12 protein-coding genes are annotated in these 15,940 nt (G+C 71.6%); 2 read left to right on the forward strand and 10 right to left on the reverse strand.

The features are described from left to right. Window positions 1-205: 205 nt before the first annotated feature. The gene (mrtC, locus tag WMF29_RS40610; RefSeq protein WP_437325449.1) at window positions 206-1,024 is read left to right on the forward strand and encodes a myxosortase MrtC; all 819 of its coding nucleotides are present in this window, start codon (window positions 206-208) and stop codon (window positions 1,022-1,024) included. Between the two features lie 57 nt (window positions 1,025-1,081). On the opposite strand, the gene WMF29_RS40615 is transcribed toward mrtC, so the two are convergent. Next, the gene (locus tag WMF29_RS40615; protein WP_437325450.1) at window positions 1,082-2,221 is read right to left on the reverse strand and encodes an AI-2E family transporter; all 1,140 of its coding nucleotides are present in this window, start codon (window positions 2,219-2,221) and stop codon (window positions 1,082-1,084) included. 194 nt (window positions 2,222-2,415) lie between these two features. On the opposite strand from WMF29_RS40615, the gene WMF29_RS40620 reads away from it, so the two are divergent. Continuing rightward, window positions 2,416-3,159, forward strand: a complete 744-nt coding sequence (locus tag WMF29_RS40620; RefSeq protein WP_437325451.1) for a TM2 domain-containing protein — start codon at window positions 2,416-2,418, stop codon at window positions 3,157-3,159. Window positions 3,160-3,240: 81 nt separating this feature from the next. Here the strand turns inward: WMF29_RS40620 and WMF29_RS40625 are convergent, their stop codons facing one another. From WMF29_RS40625 to WMF29_RS40665, 9 genes are all read right to left on the reverse strand, one after another. After that, window positions 3,241-5,391 carry a beta-galactosidase gene (locus tag WMF29_RS40625; RefSeq protein ID WP_437325452.1) on the reverse strand — a complete coding sequence of 717 codons (2,151 nt, stop codon included), beginning with the start codon at window positions 5,389-5,391 and terminating at the stop codon, window positions 3,241-3,243. A 103-nt stretch (window positions 5,392-5,494) separates the two neighbouring features. Continuing rightward, window positions 5,495-7,015 carry an NADH-quinone oxidoreductase subunit N gene (locus WMF29_RS40630; RefSeq protein ID WP_437325453.1) on the reverse strand — a complete coding sequence of 507 codons (1,521 nt, stop codon included), beginning with the start codon at window positions 7,013-7,015 and terminating at the stop codon, window positions 5,495-5,497. Window positions 7,016-7,018: 3 nt separating this feature from the next. Beyond that, window positions 7,019-9,274: a complex I subunit 4 family protein gene (locus WMF29_RS40635; RefSeq protein ID WP_437325454.1), complete on the reverse strand. Its 2,256-nt coding sequence runs from the start codon at window positions 9,272-9,274 to the stop codon at window positions 7,019-7,021. A 7-nt stretch (window positions 9,275-9,281) separates the two neighbouring features. After that, window positions 9,282-11,873 (reverse strand): NADH-quinone oxidoreductase subunit L, encoded by a 2,592-nt coding sequence (locus WMF29_RS40640; RefSeq protein WP_437325455.1) that lies wholly within the window; start codon window positions 11,871-11,873, stop codon window positions 9,282-9,284. Window positions 11,874-12,080: 207 nt separating this feature from the next. Next, window positions 12,081-12,848, reverse strand: coding sequence for a ribosome biogenesis GTP-binding protein YihA/YsxC (gene yihA / locus WMF29_RS40645; protein WP_437325456.1), 768 nt, complete (start codon window positions 12,846-12,848; stop codon window positions 12,081-12,083). Then, on the reverse strand, window positions 12,845-13,183 hold the full coding sequence (locus WMF29_RS40650) for a gamma-butyrobetaine hydroxylase-like domain-containing protein (RefSeq protein WP_437325457.1): 339 nt from the start codon (window positions 13,181-13,183) through the stop codon (window positions 12,845-12,847). Before WMF29_RS40650 ends, yihA begins: the two co-directional genes overlap by 4 nt. Before the next feature lie 210 nt (window positions 13,184-13,393). After that, entirely contained in the window at window positions 13,394-14,413 is a 1,020-nt protein-coding gene (locus tag WMF29_RS40655) for a Gfo/Idh/MocA family protein (protein WP_437325458.1), read from the reverse strand. Continuing rightward, window positions 14,410-14,811, reverse strand: coding sequence for a hypothetical protein (locus WMF29_RS40660; RefSeq protein ID WP_437325459.1), 402 nt, complete (start codon window positions 14,809-14,811; stop codon window positions 14,410-14,412). The genes WMF29_RS40655 and WMF29_RS40660 overlap by 4 nt, the downstream gene beginning before the upstream one ends. A 55-nt stretch (window positions 14,812-14,866) precedes the next feature. Beyond that, entirely contained in the window at window positions 14,867-15,820 is a 954-nt protein-coding gene (locus WMF29_RS40665) for an acetyl-CoA carboxylase carboxyltransferase subunit alpha (protein WP_437325460.1), read from the reverse strand. Between the last annotated feature and the right edge of the window lie 120 nt (window positions 15,821-15,940).

A 15,940-nucleotide genomic window follows, 5' to 3' on the forward strand; every position in this document is an offset into this window, starting at 1 on the left:
ACTCTAACGTGACCGGGCTGGAAGGCTAGAAAATGGGCGTTGGCTGGACCCGTGTGCAGCGCTCGAATCGCGCCGCCGTGAGCGCTGACCATCGCGGAGGGACATCCTGGCGGCTAGGCTGAGCGCGCGCGGCCGCGAACCCTGGTCGCCGAGACCCCCGCGTAAGCGCCCGCACCGCGCACTCCCCCTCCGCGACGAACACGCCTTGCAGCCGCCCACACCCATCGAACCGAGCCGCGACGCCCGCCCACGTGCCGGCGACGAGACACCTGCCGCGCCGGCGGACGCGAACGCCGTCCATGCGAGCGTCGGCGAGCGCCCGCGGGCGCCCGAGCCGACGGCCGCGCGCGCGCTCCTCGCCGCTGGCGTCACGACGGCCGCCGTGACGGCGGTGTCCTACGCGGCGCCGAAGAGCTACGCCGGGACGCTCGTCGGCCTCACCTTCTTCGCGGCGACGTTCTGGCTCGTGCTGAGGTACGACGAGTCGACGATCCGCGCCCACGGCCTGTCGCTCGGGGGGCTCCTGGAGCCCGTGCCGCTGTCGCCGAAGCGCCTCGTCCGCGCCGCGCTCCACGCCGTCGCCTGGGCGGCGCTGGTCGCCGCGATCGTCTTCCCGCTCTTCTGGCTGGGCTACCGGCTGTACTGGGGCGCGACCTCGCCGTTCGCGCTGCGCCCGCCGCCCTCGCTCGCCGACGAGATCGCCGCGCAGCTGCTCGTGGTCGCGCTGCCCGAGGAGGCGTTCTTCCGGGGCTACCTCCAGAGCGCCCTCGACCGCGTCTTCCCGCCGCGCTTCCGCGTCGCCGGCGCGACGCTCGGCCCGGCGTGGCTCCTCTCGTCGGCGATCTTCGCGCTCGGCCACGTGCTCACGATCCAGCACCCGGCCCGGCTCGCCGTCTTCTTCCCCGCGCTCCTCTTCGGATGGCTGCGGGCGCGCACCGGCGGCATCGGAGCGTCGCTCGTGTTCCACGCGGCGTGCAACCTCCTCTCCCTCACCCTCGCCCGCGGCTACGGCCTGTCGCCATGAGCGCCTCGCTCTAGGGCGCGGACCGCGCCTTTCGCAGCGCTCCGGCGCGCCGTCGCGTCACACCGGCGGTCGCGAGGCCGGCGGCGGTCGCGACGTCGGCGGCGGTCGTGACGTCGGCGACTTCAGCGAGGGTGGCGGCTGCGACGTGTGCGGGCCCAGCGGGAGGCTCGGACCGGGGATGCCCGCGCGCGTGTCGACCGCCCAGAGGACGATCGCGGCGACGACCGGGCCGATGAAGATCCCCGCCGCGCCGAACAGCTCGAGCCCGCCGAAGATGGCGAGGAGCGCGATGAGCGGGTGCATGCCGCCGTGGGAGCTCTGGACCCACGGCCGGATCACGTTGTCCGAGAGCCCGACGACGACCGCCGCGGCGCACATGCCGACGCCCGCCCCGATGCGCCCGACGACGAACAGGTAGATGGCCGCACCCAGCGTGACCGGCGTGGTGCCGATCATGGGGACGAGCGAGAGCAGCGTGGCCAGGAGGCCGAAGAGGAACGCGCCCGGCACCTTGCAGGCAAACAGCGCGATCGTCGTCAGCGTCCCCTGGACGGCCGCCGTCGCGAGCAGGCCGAGGACGGCGCCGTGCACCGTGTCCTGGATCGACGCGAAGAGGACGTCCGTCTCCTCGTTCCTGAACGGCGACTGCGTGAGCAGCCAGCGCAGCAGCAGGCCCCCGTCGCGGAGCAGGTAGTAGAGCCCGACGATGAACAGGAACGCGTCGACGATCGTCTGCGGCACCGCGGCGACCATGCCGCCCGCGAAGCCGGCGATCGAGCTGCCCACCCGCTGGAACAGGTTGCTCACGTACGTGCGGACATCGTCCCCGGACAGGCCGGCCCTGTTGAGGAGCCCCGTTATCCTCCCGTCGTTCAGGAGGCCTTGGACCCGCTCGATCGTGTTCGACCAGTCCCGCGCGAAGAAGCGGCTTATCGAGGCGGAGGCCTCGATGATGATCACCGCGAGCGGGATGCACACGAGGATGATCACGCCCACCGTCGAGATCGCGGGCGCGAACTTGCGGAAGCGGCCGAGTCGAGGCGCGAGGCGGCCCTGGAGCGGAGAGACGAGGAGCGCGACCAGACCGCCGAGCAGGACGGGGACGAGCAGCCCCTTCACCATCCAGAAGAACAGAGCGATGAGCCCCGCCCGGAGGGCGAACGACAGCCATCGATCGGACTGAAACTCTTGCTGCATCGCCGGGTGCGCTCGCTCCTGGCGCCGCGATCAGCGGCCCATCGCGGGCAAGGTAGGGTGGGCCTCCGGCAACCACCAGCGATTTCCGCGTTGCGCAAGCGCGGCGCCCCGGTTCCGGGCTACAGTCAGGCTCGGCGGACGACCGCGGGGGCGCACGGCCGTCTCCGCAGCCGCATCGGCTGGAGGGAACGAGGATGAGCACGAGCGGAGGCGGAGTTCCGCCCGGTGGCGGAGGCTGGGGCAACGCAGGCGGCTGGGGGAATGGCGGCTGGGGGTCCAACCCGCCGGGCGGCCAGGGCGTGGCGCCGGGCGAAGGTGGCGGCGCATCCTCGTCGGGCGGATACCCGCCGCCTCCACCCGGCGGATACCCGCCGCCGGGTGGATACCCGCCTCCTGGCGCAGGATGGGGCGCGCCCCCAGGCGGCTACGGCGCGCCGCCTGGAGGCGGCTGGGGCCCGCCGCCGGCTCATGGCGGCGGACCGCCTCACGGCGCCCCGGCGCACGCCTATTCCGACAAGGACCAGGCGACAGCCTTCATGCTCGCGGTGTTTCTCGGGACCTTCGGCGTCGATCGCTTCTACCTGGGCCAGACGGGGCTCGGGCTCCTGAAGCTGTTCACGTGCGGTGGCCTCGGCTTCTGGAGCCTCATCGATACGATCCTGATCGGCACCGGATCGATGCGAGACGCTCAGGGGCTCGTGCTCAAGCGCGACCCGCCCGTCGGCCACCCGACCAAGAGCCAGTCCACGCTGTTCTTGCTCTCCTATTTCCTCGGCTACTTTGGCGTAGATCGCTTCTATCTGGGACAGACCGGGCTCGGCATAGCGAAGCTCTTGACGTGCGGCGGGCTCGGCATCTGGTCGCTGATCGACATCCTCATGATCGGCATGGGCCGCTTCCGCGACGCAGAGGGCAACTCGCTGCGGTTCGAGCGCTGACCGAGGGCACACCGGGTCAGGAGGGGATCGAGCGGAGATACCGAGCCTCGCTGGCCGTCGCCGCGCGGCGGCGCGGCGGGGCTACTCCAGCGCGAGCATCCGCACGGAGCGAGGCACGAGCCGCACCTCGAGCGCCCCGCGCCGCGCCTCGAAGTGCGCGTCGTCCAGCACATCGCGCGCGCGCTGCGCGCTGACGGTGACGCGCGCCACCACATCCGCGTCCCCGGGGTTCAGCAGGAAGAGCACCCGCGGCGTGCCCGACGCGTCCTCGTGCAGCGTGGCGAACACGCTGTCCGGATCACACGCGAAGGTCGGCAGGCCGAGCGCGTCGATGGCGCGCGACACCGCGGCGTCGGCCGCGGCGGGGTCGTCCTGGAGGAGCGCCGGCAGGTTCTGGCCGGGGGCGAGGAGCCGCTTCAGATCGTAGGGCCGCGGCAGCTGGCGGAAGGCGCCGTCGAAGGTGGGCTCGCGGGGGCCGAGCGTGATCAGCGTCCCCTGCCTGGACGTCGCCTCGAGCCACGCGAACAGCTCCGGGCTCAGGCCGCCCGAGGTGGCGCAGATGACCCAGCGCGCCCCGACGAGCGAGATGTCGCGATCCTCGCCGCCGACGTGGGCGTAGGGGACGCCGCGCGCGTCGAGCGCCTCCTCGAACGCGCGCACGAACGTGTCGGACTCCACCGCCAGCGGGTAGCCGAGCCCGAGGTCGTCCTCGAGGCAGCGATCGCGGGCGCCGAAGTTCATGATCGAGAAGAACGCCCCGGTGAGCGGGCCGAAGGCGTGCATCACGCGGGAGAGCCGGCGCTCCGTGCGCGGCGTGACGATGCGCACCGGCGCCGGGCGGCGGAGCTCGTGGAACCTCGTCGCCTCGAGGGCCGCGGAGAGCTTCCGCCAGAACGCGGCGAAGGGGCGAGGACGGCCGCGCGGATCGATCGGCGCGCCGATCCAGCGGTCGCGCTCGACCGCCATGTAGATGTTGTACCCGCGCAGCCCGTAGGCGAGCGCGGCCATCATCACGAACACGCTGTCGCGCTCCTCGAGCGGCGGGAAGAACGGAGGGAAGCCGGCGCCCATCTCGCACGCGAACGGCGGCAGCGAGAGCGCCTCGCAGCGCACGGCGAGCTCGCTCGTCCGGCGGGCGATGATCTGCCGGGTGCTCGGGCTCGCGATGCTGTAGTAGTCGAGGCCGACGAGGTCGACGACGCGCGAGATGCGCGCAGGGTTGAGCGGCGTCGCGTCCTGTCCCATCGGGAAATTGTGCATCGTGGGCAGGCCATCGACGCCCGCCGCGGAGAGCGCCCTCGCGAAGCGGCCCATGGCGGTCTCGAGGAGGTGCTCGTGGAACTCGCTCCAGTCGAGGTGGCGCGCGAGATCGCCCGGCGTCTCGGCGTCGAACGCGACCGGCGGCGTGATCGTGGCGAACCGCAGGTCGCCCTCCTCGGCCTGCGCGCGCTCGCGGGCGACAGCGCGCACGAGCGTCGCGCCGACGTCCTCGGCCGCGTCGCCCTCCGGCGTGGGCTCCGCCCGCTTCGCGTAGGCGCGCTGGAGCGCCTCGATCGTCCGGTACTTCTCGCGCAGGAAGTCGCGGTACAGCGAGATCGCGTCCGGGTGGTAATCCTGATCGTACGCCCCGTCGCGGAAGTAGAGCGCGCCCTCGTTGTCGATCTGCAAGAGCACGATGGGCCCGTCCGGGTAGAGGTGCGGCTTCAGGACCGGGGCGAGCGCGTTGAAATAGCGGGCGACCTCGTCGTGGAATGCGTTGCTCGCGTAGCTCGGGACCGGGAACCCGTACGGCAACATCGGGAGCACGACCGGGTTGTTCCGCGCCGAGCGGGCCTGGCAGCTCGGGTCCCAGATGACGCGCTCGGGGATGCCGAAGCAGGTGAGCTCCGCGTTGATGTGCGGGCCAGGGCGGGCGATGACGTAAAAACCGAGCTCGTGCGCGAGGCGGAGAAAGGCGCCGACGTCGCGGCGCGGATCGGCCCGGCCGAAATCGAACTGCCCCGGGCCGGTCTCGTGGACGGCCCACGGCACATAGATGTCGATCAGGTGAACGCCGAGCGAGCGCGTGGCCTCGAGGCAGGCGCGCCAGTGCTGCGGGTCGAGCCGCCAGTAGTGCACGCTGCCGGCGTACAGCGGGACCAGCTTGCCGCCGATGTCCAGGCCGCCCGGGGCAAGGCGTACCCCCCGCGCGAAACGTTCCTCTGGAGAGCTCGCGTCCTGCGTCGTGGCCACGCGCGCGCACACTAGCAAGGATCGCAGGGAGATCGATACCGCCGCGTTCGGCCCGGCGCGCGCCGGACGGGGCGACGTCGGTCCTTGACTCAGCGCTCAGCGCTCAGCGCAGGATCGCCACCGAGCGCGCCACGAAGTCGTAAACGGGCCCCCAGTAGACCCCGAGCAGCAGGGTCGGAGCCGCGAGTGCGCACGTCGTCGCGCCGAGCAGCGGCCGCACCGGCGTGGGCTCGGTGCGATCGCTCTTCTCGAGATACATCGTGCGGAGCAGGCGCGCGTAATAGAAGAGCGAGATCACGCTGTTCAGCACACCGACGACCGCGAGGACCCAGCTCCACGCGCCCCCGGCGGCGAGCAGCGCCGAGAAGAGATAGAACTTGCCGATGAAGCCGGCCATCGGGGGCAGGCCGGTGAGCGAGACGAGGAACACGGCCATCGCCGCGGCGACGAGCGGGGCGCGGCGCCCGAGCCCCCGGAAGGAGGCGAACGTCTCGTCTCCGGCGCTCTCCTCGGCCACGGCCATCACCACCATGAACGCGCCGAGGTTCATGAAGCAGTAGGTGACGATGTAGAACGCGATCGCGGCGACGCCGGCGCCGCTGAACACCGAGAAGCCGAGCAGCATGTACCCCGCGTGCGCGATGCTCGAGTAGGCGAGCATGCGCTTCACGTTCTCCTGCTCGAGCGCCGACAGGTTGCCGACGGTCATGGTCGCCATCGCGAGGCACCCGAAGAGCACCGGCCACGGCGTCGCGACGCCGGGCGACGCGCTCCCGGCGCCGAGCGCGTCCGAGAAGAAGCGGATCAGCACCGCGAAGCCCGCCGCCTTCGGCCCCACCGAGAGGAGCGCGGTCACCGGGGTCGGCGCGCCCTCGTACACGTCGGGCGTCCACATGTGGAACGGGGCGGCGCTGATCTTGTAACCGAACCCCGCGAGCATGAAGGCCGTGCCGACGAACACGACCTCCGGCACCTTGCCCTGCTGCGCCGTGAGCGCGGCGATCCGCGCCCCGCACTCGTCGAGCCGCATCGACGCGGTGATGCCGAAGATCCAGCTCATCCCGTAGAGCATGATCCCCGACGCGACGCCGCCGAAGATGACGTACTTGAGCGCCGCCTCGCTCGATTTCGCGTCGTTGATCTTGAAGCCCGCCAGCACGAAGCTGATGATGCTGACGAGCTCGAGCGACAGGTAGATGAGCAGCAGGTGGCGGCTCGCCGCCATCAGGTTCATGCCCAGCGAGAGCACGAGGATCAGCGTGAAGAGCTCGCCCGAGTCGCGGCGGAGCTCGGGCTCGATCCCAGGGGCCCGCGGGGGCACCAAGAAGAGGACGATCGCCCCGGTGACGAGCGCGAAGATCACGCGGAAGAGGTTCGAGAAGCGATCGAACGCGAGCAGGCCGTGGAAGAGCGCGCGAGGGCCGGCGTCCGTCGCCAGGAAGTACGCGCCCAGCCCGCCTGACCAGGCGAGCGCCGCGAGGCTGAGGATCACGAGGCCGGCGAGCTTGAGGCGCGCCGGGGACGCGAGGTCCCACACGACGAGCAGCAGGGCCGCCGCGATGAGGCCGAGCTCCGGCGCGAAGTAGGCGAGGCTCGCCACGTTGTCGAGGGCGCGGGGTTCCACGGCTTACCTGGCGCTGGCGAGGGCGCCCTGGCCCGGCGAGGCGCCCTCATCCGGGGCGCCCGCGCGGGCGTACGCGGCGCCGCCCACGCTGTCCACGCTCGGCGCGCCGGCGATCTGGGACTGCCCCGGCCTGTCGACGAGGCGATGCACCTCGAGGGCCCCGCGATCGATGAGGCTGAGCAGCGGGCGCGGCCAGAAGCCGAGGACGAGGACCAGCGCCGCGAGCGGCGCGATCGACGCGAGCTCTCGCCCGCTGATCTCCGGGAACTTCCCGCCGAACGGCTCGAGGTACTTGCTCTGCCGCCACGACGCGCGGAACGTGCCGAGGAACATCCGCTGGAGGGCCCAGAGGTGGTAGGCCGCGGTGACGATCACGCCGACGGCGGCGAGGATCGTGAGGGCGCGGTAGCGCGGGAAGGCGCCGATGAACGTCATCGCCTCCCCCCAGAAGCCGGACAGGCCCGGCAGGCCGAGCGACGCCATGAACGCGAAGCCGACGAGCGCCGTGTAGAGCGGCATCTCGGAGGCGAGGCCGCCGAACCTGTCGATGTCGCGCGTGTGCACGCGGTCGTAGACCACGCCGACCAGGGTGAAGAGCATCCCGGTGATCAGGCCGTGGTTGAACATCTGGACGAGGCAGGCCTGGATGCCCTGCGGCGTCATCGCGCCGAGCGCCAGCAGCGTGAAGCCCATGTGGCTGACGGAGGAGTAGGCCACGAGCTTCTTCAGGTCGCTCTGCGCCATGGCGCAGAAGGCGCCGTAGAGGATGTTGACCACCCCGAACACCGCCATGGCCGGCGCGGCCCACTGCGTCGCCTCGGGCAGCAGGGTGAAGTTGATGCGGAGGATGCCGTAGGTGCCCATCTTGAGGAGCACCCCCGCGAGGATCACGCTGATCGCCGTGGGCGCCTCCACGTGGGCGTCCGGCAGCCAGGTGTGGAACGGGAACATCGGGATCTTGATCGCGAACCCGACGAACAGCCAGATCCAGACCACCTTCACCGCGGCGGCGCCGAGGATCGTGAGCCCCTGCGCCGCCCAGGCGACCCGAGAGAGCTCCGGGATCGAGAAGATGCGCTCGGTGGCCTGGCCGTCGACCAGGTAGGTGTGGCCGGCGTTCAGGTAGAACCAGATGAACGCGAGCAGCATGAAGACGCTGCCGGCCAGCGTGTAGAGGAAGAACTTGATCGCCGCGTACTCGCGCCGCGGTCCGCCCCAGATGCCGATGAGGAAGTACATCGGCAGGAGCATCACCTCCCAGAAGACGAAGAAGAGGAACAGGTCGAGCGCGATGAAGACGCCGAACATCCCCGTGACGAGGAGGTTGTACATCGCGAAGTAGCCCTTGAGCTGGTCGTGGACGCTGTAGCTCGCGAGGGCGCCCACGAACGAGATCAGCGCCGTGAGCAGGACCATCGAGATCGACACGCCGTCGACGCCGACGAAGTACTCGACGTTCAGCGAGCGGATCCACACGCCGTGCTCGATGAACTGGTAGCCGTCGTTCCCGTCGGCCCTCGTGAAGCCTCGGTCGAACTGCGCGTAGAGCCACGCGGCGAGGACGAGGTTCACGCCCATCAGCACGACGGTCATCAGCCGGAGCTTCCTGTCGTCCCGGTAACGAAAGAGGTGCGCGAGGAAGACAGCGACCACGCCGAGCAGCGGCAGGAACGTCAGGATCGAGAGGATGTGGTCGCCGACGAAGCCGAGGCTGCTCCCGCGCTCCGCGTGGATGCCCATCGCGACGGTCCGCCCCGGCACTGCTGCGCCGGCCGCCACCGCGTCCGACTCGACGACGACGTGCCCGTAGAGCTCGCGCGCGCGCACGCCCGCGGTCTTCCACCGGACCACGACCTTCCGGCTCGCGCCCGGCGCGAGGGTCGCCGAGGCGCCGCCGCCCTCGAGCTCCACGCTGACGCCCGGCGGGACGCGCGGGTCCTCGGGGGACGTCCGCACGATCACCCGCGTCACCTTCAAGGGGCCGTCGCCCTGGTTCTCGATCGTGAACGAGCCGACGTGGTCCGGCCCGCTCGCGGCGAGCTCGACAGGCGCGCCGGGCGGCTCCGCGCGCAGCGCGATCTGGCCGCGCGGCCCGGGCGCCCTCGGCGCATCGAGCGCCTGCGCCAGCGCCGGCGGCGCCGCCCCGAGCACGACGGAGAGCGCGACCAGGAGGGGGAGCAGGAGCTTCATCGAGGTGGACCTGGCCGATCTCGCGAGGGCGAATCCACGGCGCATGCTGACGAGGGAGAGGTTCGACATCGGCCGTTCACCGCAGGAAGTAATGAACGATGCTGAACAAGGCGACGCCGCCCAGGAGGAAATAGACGTAGCTCTGGATGCGCCCGGTCTGCAGGGTGCGGAGCTTCGCCCCGGCGCTCAGCGTGCCCTCGGCGACGAGGTTCACGACGCCGTCGACGAGGTACCGATCGATGGCGCCCGTGACCCAGGCGGCGGCCCGGGCCAGGACCGCGACCCCGTTGACGATGCCATCGACGATCCATCGATCCATCTCGGCGAAGAAGAGGCGCAGCGAGAGGGCGGCGCGCACCACCGTCGCGTCGTAGATCTCGTCGACGTAGTACTTGTTCGAGAGGAGCTGGAAGCCCGGGAGCCGCCGCTCCTCATCGGCCCAGCGCGGAGAGCGACGCGCGCCGTACCGGGCGCGCGCGAGCGAGAAGGCGACGATCGCGCCGCCGACGGAGAGCGCCATGAGCGCGAGCTCGAGCCCCAGCCCGTGGCGCCGGAACGAGACCTCCGCGTGAGCGAACACCGGATGGAGCCACACCTCCAGCAGGGGCTCGCCGTGGCCGCCGACAAAGTGGCTGGAGAAGCCGAACACGACGCCCGCGAACGCCGACAGGACCGCCAGCACCGCGAGCACCCAGGTGATCGCCGGCGGCGACTCGTGGACCCGGGTCTCGATCTCCTTTCGGGCGTGGGGCCCCTCGAACGTCAGGAAGTAGCTCCGCCACATGTAGAACGAGGTGCCGAGCGCCGCCGCGAGGCCCATCGCATAGAGGAGCAGCCCCGGGATCGGGCCGGTGTTCTCGGTGCCGAACGCCTTCCAGAGGATCTCGTCCTTGGACCAGAAGCCCGCGAAGAACGGGATGGGCGCGGCGGTGATCGCGAGGCACGCCGCCTGGTACGTCTTTGCCGTGAGCGGCATGACGCGGCGGAGGCCGCCCATGTTGCGCATGTCCTGGGCCGCGGCCTCGTCGTGCTCCACCGCGTGCATCCCGTGGATCACCGAGCCGGAGCCGAGGAACAGGCACGCCTTGAAGAAGGCGTGTGTCATCAGGTGGAACACGGCGGCCCAGTACGCCCCGACGCCGACCCCGATGAACATGAAGCCGAGCTGGCTCACCGTGCTGTAGGCGAGCACCTTCTTGATGTCGTACTGGAAGAAGCCAATCGTCGCCGCGAGGAGCGCCGTCGAGGCCCCGATCAGCGCGATGACGCCGCCTGCAACGGGGCTCAGCGAGAACAGGAAGCTGAGGCGCGCGACCATGTAAACGCCCGCCGTGACCATGGTGGCGGCGTGGATCAGCGCGGAGACGGGGGTCGGGCCGGCCATCGCGTCGGGCAGCCACACGTAGAGCGGGATCTGGGCGCTCTTGCCGGCGGCGCCGACGAAGAGGAAGAGACAGGCCAGCGTGATCAGCGCGACGCCGCCCCACACCGTCTTCGACTCGAGGGCATCCTTGAGGAATGCCTTGCCGCTCGCGTCCTTGATCACGAGCTGATCGTGGATCTCGCGGAACGTGACCGTCGAGCCCACGGTCGCCACCACGATCTCCTTGCCCGGCTCGACGCGCATCCGCTCGATCGCGGCGATCTCGACGCCGTCGCCCCCGATCACGGCGCCGTCGCCCGGCACGATCACCACGGAGTGCGCCCCGGCGTCGATCTCCTTGCGGATGAAGGGGGACACGCCGAACGGCCGCGGGTTCGAGGCGAGCTGAGCGGCGTCGGCGATACCGAGGTAGACGCGCGCGCCGGGATGACCGGTGAAGGTGAGATATCCCTTCGCCCCGGCGAGCGGCTGCGCCCGGCGCTCGCCCGCCTTGCCCCCGGCGCCGTCATGCGCCCCGGCGGAGGCGCCGTGATCGCCGCGCGCCTCCTCGGCCACCGCGATGAAGCGCGCGCGGTAATCGGAGAGGAACCGGCCGTCGTCGAGCCACCTGGCGCCGAGACCCCAGAAGAGGAGCGCGAGGCCGCACACGAAGCCCCAGTCGCCGATCCGGTTCACGACGAAGGCCTTCATGCCGGCAGAGGCCTTCTTGTAGTCGCTGTACCAGAACCCGATGAGCAGATAGCTGCAGAGGCCGACGCCCTCCCAGCCGAAGAACATCACGATGAAGTTGTCCCCGAGGACGAGGAGCAACATCGAGAAGACGAAGAGGTTCAGGTACGTAAAGAATCGCCAGTACGCTGGCTCGGCCTCCATGTACGAGGCGGCGTAAACATGGATGAGCGCGCCGACGCCGGTGATGATCAGCGTCATGAGGCAGCTCAGCGGATCCATCACGAACGCGAAGTTCGCGTCGAGCGATCCGATGCGGATCATCTGCCAGGCGAAGCTGTAGAGCGCGCGTTCCCCCGGAGCGAGCCCGACGAGCTGGACGAAGCTCGCGAGCCCGAGAGCGAAGGCGCCCAGCATGGCGCCCACCGCGACGAGCGTGACGCCGAAGCTCCCGATGTGGAGCCGCTTCGAAACATCGCGGCCGAACGCGCTCCGCTGCAACGCGCGGCCGAACAGCGCGTTGATCACCGCGCCGAGCATCGGCAGGAGCGGAATCCACCAGAGTGGCGTCAGCGCCGTGTGAACGTGCGTGACCTGGCCGGAGTAGTCGGGCATCGTTGGGGCAGCCGGTGAGAACATGGGCCGGCACGCGCGTCTTGCTCTGCAACCACCCCGCGACGTGTCAGTCGGCTCTGGTGACTCCCCCGCGGAACCGGAGGAGCCGCACGTTAATGGAGGGCCACTGGGCGGGTCAATACTTCCATCCGCCCTGTTCCACGGCGAGACGCGCCGCCTCTGCGTGCATCTCGCACCTCTGCGAGGTCACCCGTCGGTCGTCCTCGAGGCGTCGTCCTCGCGTCCCGCGTCGCCGCTCGGTGACGGCGCCGCGCCGCCGAGCCGCGTCACGCGCCGGATCGCGAGCCACAGATCCCGCCTGCCCTCGCCGGTGATCGACGAGAAGCCGATCGCGCGGCGGAGGGCGCCGCCCGCCGTGCGCGGGGCCGCCGCGGACAGCTGGTCCATCGCGCGCCGGACCGACGAGCGCGGCACCTTGTCGACCTTCGTCGCGACGAGCAGCAGCTCCACCGGCCGCCGGGCGACGTCGCGGGACGCCTCGATGAAGCGGATGAGCTCGAGATCGTCCTCCTCGAGGCCCCGCCGCGCATCGACAAGGAGCAGCACCGCGGCGAGCGTGACGCGCCCGCGCAGGTACCCCTCGATGAGCGACGCCCACGCCGCTTGCTCCGACTTCGAGCGCCGGGTGAAGCCGTACCCCGGCAGATCCACGAGCTGGAACACCGCGCCGTCGCGGGCCCGCGCCTCATAGAGGTTGATCTGCCGCGTCGAGCCCGGGTTCGAGCTCGTCCGCACGAGCCCTTTGCGCTCGACGAGCGTGTTGATGAGGCTCGACTTGCCGACGTTCGACCGCCCGCCGAACGCCACCTCCGCGCTGACGGGCGGAGGGAGCGACGCGAGCGAGCCCGCGCCGGCGACGAAGGACGAGTCGACGATCTGGAACGGATCGAGCTGCCGCTCGGCGCGGGCCGTCGGAGCAGCTTGAGGCTTGGGGGCGCGGCGGGAGGTGGTCACTTCGAGCGAGGCGGCTGGAACTGCGGCTTGCACTCGTCGCACTGGCAGAGCGAGCGCAGGTACCGGAAGGTGTAGATGCCCGAGTCGTGCCGATCGCCCCACGAGAACTGGAGGGCGTAGTTGCCGACCTGCTCGATCTCGCGGACGTTCAGGTCACCGCCGGGCACGAAGTTGATCGTGCCGCCGTGCCCCTGGCAGTTCGCGCACGGGCAGTACCCGCGCAGGATCTCGTGCGGAAGGACGCTGCGGTGGCCGTCGGCCCAGTGGATCTCCATCACCCGCGCTCCGTGCGGCGCCTTGACCTGAGTGGGAGTGAGCTTCGGATCCTGCGGCATCGTGCCCTTCCAGCCGACGGCAGTACCACGCCGATCCGGCGCTGCAAAGCGCGGCGGCGCGTCGACCGGGCGCCGCTCCGCTTTTCTCGGATCCGGCGGTGTCTCCGAGGCTTCCAGGGCTCCCGCCGGGCTCGACCGCGCCGGTGCTCTCCGCGCCCTCCGGGGCGCCTCGGGCTGGCCGAAGCGGGAGCGGACCGCGGCTACTGCACGTTATCCAGCGGCGACCACCCGCGCATCGACGGCGGCGAGCGTCGCCTCGACGCGCTCGAGGATCGTCACGACGGCGGCGCCCTCGTCGAGCGGCGTCAGCGGCGGCGCGCGGTCCTCGACGCAGCGGAGGAAGTGCTCGATCTCCACGGAGAGCGGCTCGCGCCACGGCACCTCGAGCTCGCGCCCTGCCGGAGCGAGCTCGAGGTGCGAGGCGCGCTCGCCGGCCGGCGCGCCCGCCGCGGCGCCGCGCGCGTCCAGGAACAGGATGCGGTCGGGCGCGCGCACGTCGTCGAAGACCGCGACGCCCGCGCTGCCGACGAGCCGCAGCCGCCGCTCCTTGGTCGGGCTCGACGAGCAGAGCTCGATCCGCGCCGCGAGGCCGCTCTCCAGGCGCGCCTCGAGCGTGACGAGCTCGCCGCACGGCGAGAGGTGGGCCCGCGCCTCGGCGAGCGGGCTCGAGTCGAGCGCCGAGAGCAACGACAGGTCGTGCGGCCCGAGCGTCCAGAGCGCCGACCGGGCCCCGCCGACGGCGCCGGCGGCGCCGGCGCTCATCGACAGGCGCGCCGCGCTGAAGCTCACGAGATCGCCGAGGCGCCGCTCGCGCGCGAGCGCGACGAGGCGCACCACGGAGGGGTGGTAGCGGAGCAGGTGGCCGACCATGCCGATCCGGCCGAGCGCCGCGGCGCGGGAAGCGCAGCGATCGGCCTGCGCGGCGGAGAGGGCCAGCGGCTTCTCCACGAAGACGTCCGCGCCGGCCTCGATGGCCCGCAGCGCGAGCTCGGCGTGGCTCGCCGCGGGGGTCGCGATGACCACCGCGTCCACGCGCGCGGCCAGCGCCTCGTCGATGGTGCGCACGAGCCGCGCCCGCGGGGCGAGCGCGCGCGCCCGCGAGAGGCGGCCGCGGTCGACGTCCGCCACGGCGATCACCCGCGCCCGCGCGTTCTCCGACAGCGCGCGGAGGAGCTTCTCCCCCCACCGCCCGCAGCCCACCAGCGCGACGCGGACGCTCGCGGCGCTCACGGCGCCCCCGGCGCGGCGGCGGACTCGGCCGGCCGGAGCGCGAGCTCGCCGAGGATCGCTTCGCCCTCGGCGTTGCCCGGGTGGATCGAGGGCCCGTTGATGTCGACGAGGAAGTCGTACGGCGCGCGCGCCTCGCCCTCGATCGTCGCGCGCACGCGGACGTGCTGGAAGCAGGCCGACTCGGTCATGGTGCTCCAGGCGGGCGCCTTTCCCGGGTGCCGCGCGCCGATCGCCTCCGGCACGCTCCGGCCGCCCTCGGGGCGGTACTGCTGCACGACGCCGAGCGCCGCCCTGCGGTCCGAGGCGTTGAACCTCGCCTGCGTCCAGAGGACCGCGCCGCCGGCGGCGGCGCTGGTGCCCACGAGCAGCAGCATCCGCACCGCCTTGCCGTAGTCCATCCGCGAGCCGTATAGCCCCGGCGCTCGAGGAGAGCCAGCCGGGGCGGGGCGCCGCCTAACCCACGAACGATCCGAGCCCGCGGAACCTGCGGTACCGGTCGTCGACGAGCTCCTCCGGCCCGAGCCCGTCCATCGACGTGAGCGTCGCCCAGAGCGCCTTGTCGAGCCGCACCGCGGCGTCGTCGTGGTCCTGGTGCGCGCCGCCGGTCGGCTCCTCGACGATCGTGTCGACGACGCCGAGCTGCAGCAGATCCGGCGCGGTGATCTTGAGCCGGGCCGCGGCCTCGTCGGCGCGGGAGCCGTCCTTCCAGAGGATGGCCGCGCAGCCCTCCGGCGAGATGACCGAGTAGCAGCTGAACTCGAGCACCAGCACCCGGTTGGCGACGCCGAGCGCCAGCGCGCCGCCCGAGCCCCCCTCGCCGATGACGGTCGCCACGATCGGCACCCCGACCCGCGCCATCGCGGCGAGCGCGGCGCCGATCGCCTCGCTCTGGCCGCGCTCCTCGGCGCCGATGCCCGGGTAGGCGCCCATCGTGTCGATGAACGTCAGGATCGGGAGCCCGAACCTGTCGGCCATCTCGTAGAGCCGGATGGCCTTCCGGTAGCCCTCCGGGTGCGGCATCCCGAAGTTGCGCTTCACGTTCTCCTTCGCGCCGCGCCCCTTCTGGTGGCCCACCACCACCACGCTCCGCCCGTGGTACGTCGCGAGCCCGCCGACGATGGAGCAGTCGTCGGCGAAGCGCCGATCGCCCTTCAGCTCGACCCAGTCGGTGAAGAGCCGCTTGATGTAGTCGAGCGTGTAGGGCCGGTTCGCGTGCCGCGAGAGCAGCACCTTCTGCATCGGCGTGAGGCCCGCGAAGATCTCGCGCGCCAGCCGGCCGGTGTTGTCCTCGAGCTGGGCGAGCTCCGGCTCGAACCGCGGGTCCGCCGCGGCGAGCGCGCGCAGCTCCCGCACCTTCTCGATGAGCTCTGCGACAGGTTTCTCAAAGGGTAGGATCGAAGCAGCCACGGCGCGGACCCTAACGCTGCAGCGGGCGGACGGCTACGGCGCTGTGCTGCCGCGCCGCATCGTCCGCGGGATGACGCGCGCGCACGCCCCGGCCGATCGGCCGAGGCGCCGCGTCGCCTC

The organism is Sorangium sp. So ce381 (genome assembly GCF_051473845.1).
GTDB classification, from domain to species: domain Bacteria; phylum Myxococcota_A; class Polyangia; order Polyangiales; family Polyangiaceae; genus Sorangium; species Sorangium atrum.